This window comes from Kluyvera sp. Awk 3 (assembly GCF_028069715.1).
Lineage (GTDB): Bacteria > Pseudomonadota > Gammaproteobacteria > Enterobacterales > Enterobacteriaceae > Kluyvera > Kluyvera georgiana_A.
Window position 1 is genome coordinate 20,124 of record NZ_JANEWH010000046.1, and the last position, 14,875, is coordinate 34,998.

A 14,875-nucleotide genomic window follows, 5' to 3' on the forward strand; every position below is an offset into this window, starting at 1 on the left:
GCCGATTAATCAAACTTAATGTCAATCTCTTCGCTGACCGCTGGCGCAGCGGCGTTTTCCTCAGCTGATTCGTCGTTAAAATTCACCAGCAGATTGGCGCCGATGGCGATGACTGCGGTTCCTACCAGCGCGCCGAGAAAATAGGCCCACGGATGGCCGACGGTGAAACCACCGTACAGCCCGCCCAGCGGTGGCATGATCGGATAGGCTTTGAACAGCGCCACGGTCATTGCGCCCAGCGCACCGGCCAGTACGTTAATCGGGATAAGCCTTGCGGGGTTACGCAGGGTGAAGGGGATCGCGCCCTCGGAAATACCGAGAATGCCCATAATGACCGCGCCGTTACCGGCTTCTTTCAGCGTCTGGTTAAAGTTATGGGGGCGCAGGAATCGCGCGGCGGCATAGCCGAGCGGCGGGATAATAATGGCCACGTTGACCAGAATCGCAGGCAGGTAGACGCCGCTCAGGAACAGCACGTTGGCGGTACCCCAGGCGGCTTTGTTGACCGGCCCCCCAAGATCAAAACAGATCATTCCCCCAAGTACCGCCGCCAGCATGACGGTGCTGGTGCCATCCTCGGTCATCTGCTGTACCCAGCCCATCAGGGCGGCATTAATCCAGCTCAGCACATCGCCAAGCAACAGCAGCATGATCACCACCTGTAACCCCACGGTGATAAACGGCAGAATAATCAGCGGGACGGAGCTGGACGCCGAGCCGGTAATACGAATTTTGCTCCCGACCCACTCCGACGAATAGCCCGCCAGCAGCCCGCCCAGCACCGCGCCAAGGAAGCCGGAGCCGGTCATCGATGCAATCAGCCCGGCGGTAAAACCGGCTGCCAGCCCTTTTTTCCCTGCGATCGAAAAGGCCACATACGCGCCAAGCACGTAGTTCATCAGGCCGATAATTTTGAAGCCCACATCCTGAGTCAGGTACAGCCAGTTCATTAACCCATCGCTTTTGGCAAAAGCGTCCAGGTTAGGCTCGCCGACAATCAGGCCAATAATCTTGGCCACGGCCACCATCAGTGAACCGGCAATAATGACCGGTAAAGCGTAGGAAATCCCGGTCATTAAATGGTTTTTTATGTCTATCATTATCTTTTTCATGACATCACCATCTCTGTTTTATTGATTGCGACGCGCCTCAACGGCCGAAACGCATTTGGTAATCACATCGGCCGCATGGCTGACACATTGCCCAATCTTGACCCGAATAATGGTTTTTCCCGCAAACCGTTCTTCTTCTTCAATGGCGCGGTCGGCGGCAATCAGCACAAAATCAGCGTCGGCAATATCCTGCTCCGAAAGGCGGTCCATAATGCCCAGCGCCCCCTGCTGCTCAATATTGACCCGATGCCCGAGACGCGCCCCCTCTTTTTCCAGCGATTTAGCGGCCATCGGCGTATGGGCCAGACCGGCAATACAGGAAGTCACTCCCACAATATTCATATCTGCTCCTTTATTTCGATGCGTGACTGCATAAAGTGAAACAACTCATCTTCATCGTTGGCGGCGAATAAATAGGCTCTGAATTCGTCTTCAACAATTTGGCTGGCAAGGCTATTGATGATTTTTAAATGCAAAAACTGCGCGCCGGATTCCGGCACCAGCAGGCCGAAAATAATCTGTACCGGCTGACCGTCGAGGCTTTCCCAGGGAATAGGCTGCTGCAGGCGGATAAAAATCACCCCGGCCCGGGAGACGTTGGCGGTTTTGGCGTGAGGAATGGCTATCTGGTTCTCAAAACCGGTGGAGTATTGCTTCTCTCGCTCCCACAGATCGGCTTCAATTTGCGCTGCGCTTTCGGCCCAGCCCTGCGCCACGGCATGGTGGGCCAAAAAACGGAAAATAGACTGCTTATCGGCGAAAGTCTGGTTGAGAAAAATGTTGTCCCGAGCAATGAGCATTGACCTACCTCTCCATGCGTTTATTCCCGATTAGATTGCGTCAATACTAGGCTTTCTGGTGCACGCAAACTGAGCGCCGTTTTCCGCCCGCAGGAGGAAACGCGTTCTTTATCACGAGGGGAAAAAAGCGAGCGGAGTCAAAAAAATGCCGCGATTTGTGATGGGAAACAAGTTTGCCCGGCATCGCTATGCTCGGCCGGGCTACGGGAAGAAATAGAGAGATTACCCTTTCAGCTTCGGATCCAGCGCGTCGCGCAGCCCATCGCCCAGCAGGTTAAACGCCAGCACTGTCAGGAAAATGGCCAGCGCCGGGAAGACCGCAACGTGCGGTGCAATCACCATATCAGCACGCGCTTCATTGAGCATCGCCCCCCATTCCGGCGTTGGCGGCTGTGCCCCGAGGCCGAGGAACGACAGGCTGGCGGCAGAGATGATCGACACGCCAATACGCATGGTAAAATAAACCACAATCGACGATACGGTGCCCGGCAGAATATGCTGGAAAATGATCGCGCTGTCGCTGGCGCCAATGCTGCGCGCCGACTCGATAAAGGTCTGTTGCTTGAGAACCAGCGTATTGCCGCGCACCAGACGGGCAAATGCCGGGACGGAGAAAATCGCCACGGCGATAATCACGTTGGTCATGCCGCTGCCCATAATCGCCACCACCGCGATGGCCAGCAAAATACCAGGAAAGGCGAACAGCACGTCGCAGATACGCATGATGATGCGATCCCACCAACCTTCGTAGTAGCCCGCCACCAGCCCCAGCACGGTGCCGATAAGCGAACCCATCAGCACCGCGAAGACACCTGCGGTCAGCGAGATCTGCGCACCAACCAGCACACGACTGAAAATATCGCGCCCCAGCGAATCCACGCCGAACCAGTGAATCAGCGACGGCCCTTGATTTAGCCTGTCGTAGTCAAAATAGTTTTCCGCATCGAAAGGCGCAATCCACGGCGCGACCACCGCCACCGCAATCAGCAGCAGAACGAAAATGCCCGAAGCCATCGCCACCGGTTGCTGGCGAAAGCGCCGCCAGAACTCCCGCCACGGCGTGCGCTGCGAGGTTGCCTGCATCACAGGCATGGCGCTCAGAACAGCCTGTCGACGCCAGTTGAATAATCGCACGTTATTTATACCTGATAGCCGGGTTAATGGCGGCGTAAAGCACGTCCACCACTAAGTTGATAAGAATAAACTCCAGTGAAAACAGCAGCACCTCGGCCTGAATCACCGGGTAGTCGCGCATTTCCACCGAATCGACCAGCAGGCGTCCCAGCCCCGGCCAGTTAAATACCTTTTCGACGACGATAGAGCCGCCGAGCAGAAAGCCGAACTGCAGCCCCATCATGGTGACCACCGGGATCATCGCGTTACGCAGCCCGTGTTTGAGCACCACCACCTTTTCGCTGACGCCTTTGGCGCGCGCGGTACGCATATAGTCCTCATTCAGCACGTCAACGAACGAGGCGCGGGTGAAGCGTGCCATTACCGAAGCGACGGCGGCGCCCAGCGTCAATGAAGGCAAAATATAGTGTCGCCAGCTGTCGGCGCCCACGGTCGGCAGCCAGCCCAGTTCGACGGAGAAAATCTGCATCAGCAGCATCCCGAGGGCAAAGGCCGGGAACGAAATACCGGTCACCGCCAGCGCCATGCCCAGGCGGTCCGGCCAGCGGTTGCGCCAGACGGCGGCGGCAATGCCCGCGCCCATGCCGAACAATACCGCCCAGCCCATGCTAGCGAGCGTCAGCCACAGCGTGGGGAAAAAGCGGCTGGCAATCTCTGCCGATACCGGACGACGGGAAACCATCGACGTGCCAAAATCGCCCTGCACGGCATGGCTAATGTAATGCCAGAACTGCACGTACAGCGGCTGATCCAACCCCAGCTGTTGGCGCACCATGGCAATCACCTGCGCGTCTGCCTCCGGGCCAGCAATCAGCCGGGCCGGGTCGCCGGGCAGCATGTGGACGAACAAAAACACCAGCACCGCCACGATAAACAGCGTGGGGATCAGGCCGAGCAGGCGTTTAATCACATAGTTGAGCATGACTCTCCTTGCCGATGACTCCCTGCCCCTTCATGAGGCAGGGAAACGTCGCTTACTTCAAATCCGCGTCGTCAAAGCTAAACCCGGTATCCGGCATAATATAGAATCCGGTCAACGACTTGCTGTGCGCTGATACCAGTTTCTCCACCACCAGCGGCACCCACGGCGACTCTTTCCAGATAGTATCCTGAACCGCCTTATACAACCGCGCTTTTTCGTTGCTGTCGGTGGTTTGCAGCGCGGCGCTGAGATCTTTATCGACCTGCGGATTACCGTAGAACGCGGTGTTAAACTGCGTTGGCGGCCAGTTTGAGGAGGCAAACAGCGGCGACAGCGCCCAGTCGGCTTCACCGGTCGAGGCCGACCAGCCGGTGTAGAACATTCTCACACCGCTCTCTTTCTGCCCCTTGCCTTCCACTTCCGCCGCACGCTGCCCGGCGTCCATCGCGGTGACCTGCGCTTTAATGCCAATTTGCGCCAGCTGCTGCTGGGTAAACTGCAGCACCTTCTGCGCGGTACTGTGATTATGCGATGACCACAGCGTGGTGCTAAAGCCGTTCGGGTAACCTGCCTCTTTCAGCAGCTCGCGGGCTTTCGCCGGGTCGTACGGCCACGGTTGATATTGCGTTGCGTAGGCAATCGACGGCGGCACGACGCCGGTAGCCGGTGTCGCGTAACCCGCAAAGGCGACCTTCACCAGCGCCTGACGGTTAATCGCGTAGTTGATGGCCTCGCGTACCTTCGGGTTATCGAACGGTTTTTGCGTCACGTTCATGCTGATGTAGCGCTGCATGATTGACGGGCTGGCCACCAGCTCAAGCTGGCTGTTTTTCGCCAGCAGCGCCGCCTGCTCGTAAGGGATCGGGAAGGCAAACTGCGCTTCACCGGTTTGCAGCATCGCCGCGCGGGTATTGTTGTCGACCACCGGACGCCAGGTAATGGAGTCCAGCTTCGGCAGCCCTTTTTGCCAGTAATTGGCGAACTTGCTGACCTTCACGAAGTCGGTCTGATTCCAGGTATCCAGCTGATACGGCCCGGTCCCCACCGGATGGAAACCAATCTCGTTACCGTATTTTTTCAGCGCCGCTGGCGAGATCATCGCCGTTGCCGGGTGGGCGAGAATATTGATAAACGCCGAGAACGGCTGCTTGAGGGTGATTTTCACCGTCTGCGGATCGACAACTTCGGTCTTATCAATGTTCTTGTACAGGTTATAGCGCTTGAGGTGGCTTTCTGGATTGCTGGCGCGATCGAGGTTGACCTTCACCGCCTCGGCGTTGAAATCAGTGCCATCCTGGAATTTGACGCCCTGGCGCAGCTTGACGGTATAGACCTTACCATCGTCCGACACCGTGTAGCTTTCCGCCAGCACGTTCTTCAGCTTCATCTCTTTATCCAGGCCGAACAGCCCCTGATAGAAGGATTTCGCCACCGCCTGCGACAGCGTGTCGTTAGCGTCATACGGGTCGAGGGTGGTGAAGTTGGAGCCTACCGCCACCACCACATCTTTGGCCGCGAACGAGGAAGCGGAGGCCAGCGCTGAAGCCACCCCCAGTGCAACCAGCCATTTACGTGAAACGCGTTGTGTCATGTTGTCCCCTGCCTATGGTTTTATTATCGATTTATCAGCGCACTGCTTGCCGGTTCGCGGGCCACATAGTGCCCCGGCGCCACCTGTTGCAAACTGATCGGTTCTACCTCTTCGCCCCGTCTGTAGATATTGCCCGGCAGCTCATCCGACAACAGCACGCGCTGCGGACGTTTGTGCGCCGGATCGGCCACCGGCACGGCGGCCAGCAGCTTGCGGGTATAAGGATGCTGCGGATTTTCAAAAATTGCGCGTCGCGGGCCAATCTCCACAATTCTCCCGCGGTACATCACCGCCACGCGATGGCTGATGCGTTCCACCACCGCCATATCATGGGAAATAAACAGAAAAGCGATGCCCATCTCCCGCTGCAACGACAGCAGCAGGTTGATAATCTGTGCGCGAATGGAAACATCTAGCGCCGACACCGATTCATCAGCAATCACCACCTTCGGTTGCAAGGCCAGCGCACGGGCAATGCAGATACGCTGCCGCTGGCCGCCAGAAAACTCGTGCGGATAACGCCAGGCGTGTTCCGGCTCCAATCCGACGCGCTGCAAAAGCCATTCAACTCGCTGCTGGAGCGCTTCGCCTTGCAGCACCCCGTGCACGCGCAGCGGCTCCATGATCGAAAAGCCAACCGTATGGCGCGGATCGAGTGAAGCGTAAGGGTCCTGGAAGATTATCTGAATATCACGGCGCAGCGGCTGAAGCTGGTGAGCGGAGAGCAGATCGATACGCTCGCCGTTGAAGGTAATCGTGCCCTTCTGCGATTCCACTAACCGCAGCAGCGCGCGCCCGGTCGTGGATTTGCCACAGCCAGATTCGCCCACCAGCGCCAATGTTTCACCGCCCCACAGGTCAAAGCTGACATTTTCCACCGCATGCACTTCACGGGTGACGCGGTTAAGCACGCCGCCGCGTAGCGGAAAGCGCGCCACCAGGTTGCGCACCTGAAGAATCGGCTTGCCCTCCACCACCGTTTTTTGCTGCTGAGGCTCAATCTCCGGCGCGTTGAGTTCAGGGAAACTGCGCGGATAGTCGCTGCCGCGCATCGCCCCCAGGCGGGGAACCGCCGCCAGCAGACGACGGGTATACGGATGCTGCGGCGCGTTAAAGATAGCCTCAACGCTACCGGTCTCCACCACTTCTCCCTGATGCATCACCAGCACCCGGTCGGCGATTTCCGCGACGACGCCCATATCGTGGGTGATAAAAATCACCCCCATCGACATCTCTTGTTGCAGCACGTTGATAAGCTGGAGAATTTGCGCCTGAATCGTGACGTCCAGCGCGGTCGTCGGCTCATCGGCAATCAGCACCGCCGGGCGACATGACAGCGCCATCGCGATCATCACCCGCTGACGCATACCGCCGGAAAGCTGGTGCGGGTAGCGCGACAGCATGGTCTGCGCCTCAGGAATGCGCACTTTATCGAGCGTTTTTTTCGCCTCAATCAGCGCCTCTTCGCGGCCCAGCCCCTGATGCAGGCGGATAGACTCGGCAATCTGCTCGCCGATGGTGAACACCGGGTTAAGCGACGTCATCGGTTCCTGAAAAATCATCGCGATGTCGGCGCCGCGCACGCTGCGCATCTGCGCGGGCGTCTGTTCCTGCAGTTCGATCACTTCGCGATTGCGCCGCCGCAGCAGCATTTGGTCGCACTGCATCTGGCTGTTGGACTGTTCCAGCAGCCGCATCAGCGCCAGCGCCGTCACGGACTTGCCCGAACCAGACTCGCCGACAATCGCCAGCGTCTCTCCCCGGTTCAGATGAAAAGAGAGTTGATGCACGGCGCGCACGGACTGCTTGTCCTGGCGAAACGCGACGTTCAGATTCTGAATACTCAGCACCTGCGTGACATCAAGCTCGTCGGAATGCGGCACGGTGACTCCTTCTATTCGCGATAAATGCCAATCGTAGGCGTATCCCCGGCATAGGCCCAGGCGCGATACATCCCCTCGCTGTTAAACGGCAGCACGACGTTGCCCTCGCGATCGATAGCAATCAGACCACCGCTGCCGCCCAGCGCGGGCAGTTTTTCCATCACCACCCGTTCGCAGGCTTCCAGCAGGCTGAGATTGCCGTATTCCATTAGCGCGGCAATATCGTAAGCCGCCAGCGTGCGGATAAATACCTCGCCGGTGCCGGTACAGGAGACGGCTACGCTGGCGTTGTTGGCATAGCATCCCGCGCCGACCAGTGGGCTATCGCCCACCCGCCCTGGCAACTTGTTGGTCATGCCGCCGGTCGACGTCGCCGCGGCAAGATTGCCGTTGAGATCTAATGCCACCGCGCCGACGGTGCCCATCTTCTGCCGTTCATCAAGCGGCGCGTCGTGGTCGAGAATAAACTCGCCGTTGCTGCGAGCCTCGATAAGCTGCTGAAAACGCGCGTCGGTGGAGAACAGCGAATTCTCGACCAGCTCGACGCCCTGCGCCTGAGCAAAAGCCTCTGCCCCTTCGCCAATCAACATCACGTGCGGGCTATTTTCCAGCACCAGCCTGGCCGCCAGTACCGGGTTACGCAGGCGCTTTACCCCAGCGACGGCGCCCGCCTGCAGCGAATTGCCGTCCATCACGCAGGCGTCAAGTTCATGCGTTTCATCAGCGGTAAACACCGAGCCGATCCCGGCGTTAAACAGCGGACACTCCTCCAGCTGACGAACCGCTTCGGTCACCGTATCCAGCGCGCTGGCGCCGGACTCCAGCATCCCCTGCGCATGCTCGACAATGCCGGACAGCGCGGTGACATATTCGCGCTCTTTTTCCGCTGACATCTGCTGGCGGCTTATTGCCCCTGCTCCGCCATGAATCGCAATGACTGCCTTACCCATTCGTTATCCCTTACGTCATTTTATTTATAAATATCATTATAGTGACTCTGTTCCTATATCAATTTTGAATATAGAAAGAGCGTCCGGAAATGTCAGGGTACACCACAGGTGGCATACAGTCTGCGGGGGTTTTCTGCCATAATGTGCGCATTCGAACGTTTCCCGCAGGAGTTTACCCATGGATTTTACCGCCGGACTGATACCGCTTGATACCGCGCTCGCCCAGATGCTTGAGCAGATTAGCCCGCTTCGTGAAAGCGAGTCGGTGCCGCTGTTACAGGCCTTTGGCCGTATTACCGCAGGCGATGTCATCTCTCCATTGGACGTGCCGGGTTTTGATAATTCGGCGATGGATGGCTACGCGGTGCGCCTCGCCGACCTCGCGGCACAAACGCCGCTGACGGTAGCGGGTAAAGCCTTTGCCGGGCAGCCGTTCCACGGCGAATGGCCTGCCGGAAGCTGCGTGCGCATTATGACCGGCGCGCCGATTCCCGCAGGCTGTGAAGCGGTAGTGATGCAGGAAGAGACCGAGCAGACCGACGCCGGTATCCGTTTCACCGCGCCGGTGAAGCCGGGGCAGAATATTCGCCGTCGCGGCGAAGACATCGCCAACGGCGCGGTGGTTTTCCCGGCGGGTACCCGCCTCACCGTCGCCGAGCTGCCGGTGCTGGCGTCTCTCGGCATTGCCGAGGTGAACGTGGTGCGTAAAGTGCGCGTCGCCCTGTTCTCCACCGGTGACGAACTCCAGCTACCGGGCCAGCCGTTGGGCGATGGGCAAATCTACGACACCAACCGCCTGGCGGTGCATCTGATGCTCGAACAGTTGGGCTGCGAGGTGATTAACCTCGGGATTATCCGCGATGACCCGGAACAGCTGCGCCAGACCTTTATTCAGGCCGACCAGCAGGCGGACGTGGTCATTAGCACCGGCGGCGTTTCCGTTGGCGAAGCGGACTACACCAAAACGATTCTCGACGAGCTGGGTGAAATCAGCTTCTGGAAGCTCGCCATCAAACCGGGCAAGCCGTTCGCCTTCGGTAAGCTAAGCCACAGCTGGTTCTGCGGTCTGCCGGGTAACCCGGTCTCCGCGGCGCTCACCTTCTATCAACTGGTGCAGCCGTTGTTGGCCAAACTGAGTGCGGGCAGCAACGCCACGCAGGCTCCGCGCCTGCGCGTGCGAACGACCGATCGGCTGAAAAAATCCCCAGGCCGCCTCGACTTCCAGCGCGGCCTGCTGACCCGCGACGCCAACGGCGACCTTACCGTGTCCACTACCGGTCATCAGGGCTCGCACATTTTTAGCTCCTTCAGCCAGGGCAACTGCTTTATCGTGCTAGAGCGTGAGCGCGGCCACGTCGAAGCTGGCGAATGGGTAGAGGTTGAGCCCTTTAACCATCTGCTGGGAGGCCTGTAATGGCCGCCGAACTCAGCGATGCCGAGATGCTGCGCTACAACCGGCAAATCATCCTGCGGGATTTTGATTTTGACGGCCAGGAGCAGTTAAAGGCATCGCGTGTGCTGGTTGTCGGTTTGGGTGGGCTGGGCTGCGCGGCGGCGCAATATCTGGCCGCCGCGGGAGTTGGCCAACTCACTCTGCTTGATTTTGACACCGTGGCGCTCTCTAACCTGCAACGCCAGACGCTGCATAGCGACGCCACTATCGGTCAGCCAAAAGTCGACTCCGCCCGCGACGCGCTGGCGCGCATTAACCCACACGTCACGCTGGTCACCCACAACGCATTGCTGGAAGAGGCGGCGCTATGGGCGTTGATTGCGGAACATAATTTAGTGCTCGACTGTACCGATAACGTCGCCATTCGTAACCAGCTGAATGTGGGCTGTTTCCGGCATAAAGTCCCGCTGGTTTCCGGCGCGGCGATTCGCATGGAAGGGCAAATTTCGGTGTTTACGTATCAGGAAGGCGAGCCGTGCTACCGCTGCCTGAGCCGTCTGTTCGGCGAGAATGCGCTCACCTGCGTGGAAGCGGGCGTGATGGCCCCGCTGGTTGGGGTGATTGGCGCCATGCAGGCGATGGAAGCGATTAAGGTGCTGACCCACTACGGTACGCCTGCGGCGGGGAAAATCGTGATGTATGACGCGATGCGCTGCCAGTTCCGCGAGATGAAGCTGATGCGTAGCCCGACGTGCGAGGTGTGCGGGGAGGCTTCGGCGTAACCCCCTCACCCTAACCCTCTCCCCGATGGGGAGAGGGAACCGATCGTGCCAATAGAGAAAGTATTACAGCGACGTACGACCAAACGCCGTTTGCCAGTCCTGCTCAAACTTCGCCACTGCGGCATCCACCGCCGGATAGCTGATGAGCTGCTGCGCGACGTCCAGCGGCAGGGTAATCGACTGGCAGCCTGCCAGCAGGCAGTCCAGCGCCTGACGCGGAGTCTTAAAGCTCGCTGCAAGTACCTTCGACTGTGGCGCATGCAGAGTCAGCAGATCCTGTAATTCACACACGGTCTGAATACCATTTCCTCCCTGCGCATCGACGCGGTTAACGTAAGGCGCGACATATTCGGCCCCCGCCAGCGCCGACAGCAGACCCTGCGCAGCGCCGTAAACGGCGGTGCCCAGCGTCGGAATTCCCTCTTCTTTGAGCAATTTAATGGCCGCCAGCCCTTCCGCCGTCACCGGCACTTTGACCACCAGGTCCGGAATAATCGCCCGCAGCTTATGCGCGTCCGCCACCATGCCGTCGGCGGTTGTCGCCATCACCTGGGCAAATAAACGGCCTTTACCGCCCAGCGCTTCCAGCAGTTCCGGCAACAGTAGGCGTAATTGTTGAAGCCAGTTTGGCGTCGGACAGCGCGCAGAAACCGGAACGTACACGTAGTACGTGAGGATTTCGAGCACTGCCCGGCGCCAAAATGGCGAATAAAATAGCCTAATGGGATAGGCCCTGAGCATGGAATAACCTTACCACAGCAAAACCTCTTCTTAAGTTGACGCACATCAAGATAACTTTCATTCGAAAGTATTTTAATCTTTATACGAAAGATGAGGGCAGCATATGATTTTCAACATTCAGCGCTATTCCACCCACGATGGTCCCGGTATCCGTACCGTGGTTTTCCTGAAAGGCTGTTCACTCGGCTGTCGCTGGTGCCAGAACCCGGAGAGCCGCGTGCACAAACAGGATCTGTTGTTCGATCCGCGCCTGTGCCTCGACGGTTGCGATCTTTGCCAACAGGCCGCGCCATCGGTTATTGAACGTGCGCTTAACGGTCTGGTTATTCATCGGGAAAAGCTCGATCAAACGCAGCTTGATGCGCTGACCGACTGCTGCCCGACTCAGGCACTGACCGTCTGCGGCGAAGAGAAAAGCGCCGAAGAAATTATGGCCACCGTGCTGCGCGATAAACCGTTTTACGATCGCAGCGGCGGCGGTATGACGCTCTCCGGCGGCGAACCGTTTATGAACCCGAAACTGGCGCTGGAACTGTTGAAAAGCGCTCATGAGCAGGGCATCCACACGGCGGTAGAAACCTGCCTGCATGTGCCATGGCGCTACCTGGAACCCGCGCTACCCTATATCGACCTGTTCCTCGCTGACCTGAAGCACGTAGACGAAGCACGCTTCAAGCAGTGGACCGACGGTTCGGCTAAACGCGTGCTCGACAATCTGAAGCGACTGGCCGCCGCAGGAAAACAGATCACGCTGCGCGTACCGCTGATTCAGGGCTTTAATGCCGATGAAAACTCCATCAAAGCGATTGCTGATTTTGCCGCCGACGAGATGCCGGGCGTGCGCGACATTCATTTTCTGCCGTATCACACGTTGGGTATCAACAAATATACCCTGCTCGGCCTTCCCTACTTTGCACCCGACAAGCCGCTGAACGACCCGGCGCTGCTGGATTTTGCCCAGCAGTACGCCCGCGAAAAAGGGTTAACGGCGACACTACGAGGATAAAAACCATGACCACTCTGACTCTCGACAAACTGACCGACCGTATCAAAGCTCACAAAACCGCGCTGGTACATATTGTTAAGCCGCCGGTCTGCACCGAACGCGCACGCCACTATACCGAAGCGTACCAGCAGCATCTGGATAAACCGATTCCGGTACGCCGCGCGCTGGCGCTGGCCCACCATCTGGCGGAACGCACCATCTGGATTAAACATGACGAACTGATTGTCGGTAACCAGGCAAGCGAAGTGCGCGCCGCGCCCATTTTCCCGGAATATACCGTCAGCTGGATTGAAAAAGAGATCGACGACCTGGCCGACCGCCCCGGCGCCGGATTTGCGGTGAGCGAAGAGAACAAACGCGTACTGCATGAAGTGTGCCCATGGTGGCGTGGCCAGACTGTGCAAGACCGCTGCTACGGCATGTTTACCGATGAACAGAAAGCGCTGCTGGCCACCGGCATTATTAAAGCCGAAGGTAATATGACCTCCGGCGACGCCCACCTGGCGGTGAACTACCCGCTGCTGCTGGAAAAAGGCCTCGATGGCATGCGCGCCAAAGTCGCCGAGCGTCGTACCCGCATTAACCTGACCGTACTGGAAGACCTGCACGGTGAGCAGTTCCTGAAAGCCATTGATATCGTACTGGAAGCCGTGAGCCTGCACATTGTGCGTTTCGCCGAGCTGGCGCGCAAAATGACCGCCGAAGAGTCTCGCGAAAACCGCCGCGACGAGTTGCTGGCGATCGCCGAAAACTGCGATGTGATTGCCCATCAGCCGCCAAAAACCTTCTGGCAGGCGCTGCAGCTGTGCTACTTCATCCAGCTGATTCTGCAAATTGAGTCCAACGGTCACTCGGTGTCGTTCGCCCGTATGGACCAGTATCTGTATCCGTACTACCGCCGCGACGTTGAGCTGGAACAGTCGTTGGATCGCGAACACGCTATCGAACTGCTGCACAGCTGCTGGCTGAAGCTGCTGGAAGTGAACAAAATTCGCTCCGGCTCGCACTCCAAGGCCTCTGCCGGTAGCCCGCTGTATCAGAACGTGACCATCGGCGGCCAGAAGCTGGTCAACGGCGAAGCGCAGGACGCGGTCAACCCGCTCTCTTACGCGATTCTCGAATCCTGCGGCCGCCTGCGTTCCACGCAGCCAAACCTGAGCGTGCGCTATCACGCCGGGATGAGCAACGACTTCCTCGACGCCTGCGTGCAGGTCATTCGCTGCGGCTTTGGCATGCCGGCATTCAACAACGATGAGATCGTGATTCCAGAATTTATCAAACTGGGCGTTGAACCTCAGGATGCCTATGATTATGCGGCCATCGGCTGTATTGAAACCGCCGTTGGCGGTAAATGGGGCTACCGCTGCACCGGGATGAGCTTTATCAACTTTGCCCGCGTGATGCTGGCCGCGATGGAAGGCGGTCGCGATGCCACCAGCGGCCAGGTGTTCCTGCCGCAGGAACGCGCGCTGTCGCAGGGTAACTTCGCCAACTTCGAGCAGATGCTGGCCGACTGGGATACCCAGATTCGTTACTACACCCGTAAATCCATTGAGATTGAATACGTGGTCGACACCATGCTGGAAGAGAACGTGCACGATATTCTGTGCTCGGCGCTGGTTGACGACTGCATTGAGCGGGCGAAAAGCATTAAACAGGGCGGCGCGAAGTACGACTGGGTTTCCGGCCTGCAGGTGGGGATCGCCAACCTCGGCAACAGCCTGGCGGCAGTGAAAAAACTGGTCTTCGATCAGGGGCTGATTGGTCAGCAGGAGCTGGCAAAAGCGCTGGCGGAAGACTACGAAGGGCTGACCCACGAGCAGTTACGTCAGCGTTTGATTAACGGCGCGCCGAAGTACGGCAACGATGATGACAGCGTCGACGCCCTGTTGGCCCGCGCCTATCAGACCTATATCGACGAACTGAAGCAGTATCACAACCCACGTTACGGTCGCGGCCCGATCGGCGGCAACTATTACGCGGGTACATCTTCCATTTCAGCGAACGTACCGTTTGGCGCGCAGACCATGGCAACCCCGGACGGCCGTAAAGCGAAAACCCCGCTTGCTGAAGGCGCCAGCCCGGCTTCCGGTACCGACCATCTTGGCCCAACGGCGGTGATTAGCTCCGTCGGGAAGCTGCCGACCTCGGCGATTCTCGGCGGCGTGCTGCTGAACCAGAAGCTGAACCCGGCGACGCTGGAAAACGAAAGCGACAAGCAAAAGCTGATGGCGCTGCTGCGTACCTTCTTCGAAGTGCACAAAGGCTGGCATATTCAGTACAACATCGTGTCGCGCGAAACGCTGCTGGAAGCGAAAAAACATCCGGATCAGTACCGTGATTTGGTGGTGCGCGTAGCGGGGTATTCGGCGTTCTTTACCGCGCTGTCGCCGGATGCGCAGGACGATATTATTGCGCGTACTGAGCATACGCTGTAAGTCGGCGCATTTCCCCCTCACCCTAACCCTCTCCCCTCAGGGGAGAGGGAACCGATCGGCGCCGTTGGTCAATCCCCCCTCTCCCTTCCAGGGAGAGGGCCGGGGTGAGGGTCCAACGCGCAC

At 58.4% G+C, this 14,875-nt stretch carries 12 protein-coding genes and 1 pseudogene; 4 read left to right on the plus strand and 9 right to left on the minus strand.

What is annotated here, in order from left to right; genetic code table 11:
- Nucleotides 1–5: 5 nt before the first annotated feature.
- From NNN71_RS11640 to iaaA, 8 genes are all read right to left on the minus strand, one after another.
- Entirely contained in the window at nt 6–1,100 is a 1,095-nt protein-coding gene (locus tag NNN71_RS11640) for a PTS fructose transporter subunit IIC (protein WP_271458536.1), read from the minus strand.
- A gap of 30 nt (nt 1,101–1,130) precedes the next feature.
- Complete coding sequence (locus NNN71_RS11645; RefSeq protein WP_064548527.1) at nt 1,131–1,454, minus strand: PTS fructose transporter subunit IIB; 324 nt, start codon at nt 1,452–1,454, stop codon at nt 1,131–1,133.
- Nucleotides 1,451–1,912, minus strand: a complete 462-nt coding sequence (locus NNN71_RS11650) for a PTS sugar transporter subunit IIA (RefSeq protein ID WP_064548525.1) — start codon at nt 1,910–1,912, stop codon at nt 1,451–1,453. The genes NNN71_RS11645 and NNN71_RS11650 overlap by 4 nt, the downstream gene beginning before the upstream one ends.
- 222 nt (nt 1,913–2,134) lie before the next feature.
- The gene (gene gsiD, locus NNN71_RS11655) at nt 2,135–3,046 is read right to left on the minus strand and encodes a glutathione ABC transporter permease GsiD (RefSeq protein ID WP_271458537.1); all 912 of its coding nucleotides are present in this window, start codon (nt 3,044–3,046) and stop codon (nt 2,135–2,137) included.
- A gap of 1 nt (nt 3,047) precedes the next feature.
- A complete protein-coding gene (gsiC, locus tag NNN71_RS11660; RefSeq protein ID WP_271458538.1) occupies nt 3,048–3,968 on the minus strand; it encodes a glutathione ABC transporter permease GsiC in 921 nt (306 codons plus the stop codon).
- A 52-nt stretch (nt 3,969–4,020) separates the two neighbouring features.
- Nucleotides 4,021–5,559: a glutathione ABC transporter substrate-binding protein GsiB gene (gene gsiB / locus NNN71_RS11665; RefSeq protein ID WP_163447023.1), complete on the minus strand. Its 1,539-nt coding sequence runs from the start codon at nt 5,557–5,559 to the stop codon at nt 4,021–4,023.
- Between the two features lie 23 nt (nt 5,560–5,582).
- Entirely contained in the window at nt 5,583–7,442 is a 1,860-nt protein-coding gene (gene gsiA / locus NNN71_RS11670; protein ID WP_163447025.1) for a glutathione ABC transporter ATP-binding protein GsiA, read from the minus strand.
- Between the two features lie 11 nt (nt 7,443–7,453).
- Nucleotides 7,454–8,392, minus strand: coding sequence for a beta-aspartyl-peptidase (gene iaaA / locus NNN71_RS11675; protein ID WP_163447027.1), 939 nt, complete (start codon nt 8,390–8,392; stop codon nt 7,454–7,456).
- 178 nt (nt 8,393–8,570) lie between these two features.
- Between iaaA and moeA the strand changes: the two genes are divergently transcribed.
- Both moeA and moeB read left to right on the plus strand, forming a co-directional pair.
- Nucleotides 8,571–9,806 carry a molybdopterin molybdotransferase MoeA gene (gene moeA, locus NNN71_RS11680; protein ID WP_271458539.1) on the plus strand — a complete coding sequence of 412 codons (1,236 nt, stop codon included), beginning with the start codon at nt 8,571–8,573 and terminating at the stop codon, nt 9,804–9,806.
- Nucleotides 9,806–10,567, plus strand: a complete 762-nt coding sequence (moeB, locus tag NNN71_RS11685) for a molybdopterin-synthase adenylyltransferase MoeB (RefSeq protein WP_271458540.1) — start codon at nt 9,806–9,808, stop codon at nt 10,565–10,567. The genes moeA and moeB overlap by 1 nt, the downstream gene beginning before the upstream one ends.
- 63 nt (nt 10,568–10,630) lie before the next feature.
- On the opposite strand, the pseudogene NNN71_RS11690 reads toward moeB, so the two are convergent.
- Nucleotides 10,631–11,179, minus strand: a pseudogene (locus tag NNN71_RS11690) (fructose-6-phosphate aldolase); the annotation flags it as partial.
- Nucleotides 11,180–11,411: 232 nt separating this feature from the next.
- On the opposite strand from NNN71_RS11690, the gene NNN71_RS11695 reads away from it, so the two are divergent.
- Together NNN71_RS11695 and NNN71_RS11700 are read left to right on the plus strand one after the other, a co-directional pair.
- Nucleotides 11,412–12,314 carry a glycyl-radical enzyme activating protein gene (locus NNN71_RS11695; RefSeq protein ID WP_271458541.1) on the plus strand — a complete coding sequence of 301 codons (903 nt, stop codon included), beginning with the start codon at nt 11,412–11,414 and terminating at the stop codon, nt 12,312–12,314.
- Between the two features lie 5 nt (nt 12,315–12,319).
- Nucleotides 12,320–14,752: a formate C-acetyltransferase/glycerol dehydratase family glycyl radical enzyme gene (locus NNN71_RS11700; protein ID WP_271458542.1), complete on the plus strand. Its 2,433-nt coding sequence runs from the start codon at nt 12,320–12,322 to the stop codon at nt 14,750–14,752.
- Nucleotides 14,753–14,875 lie beyond the last annotated feature (123 nt).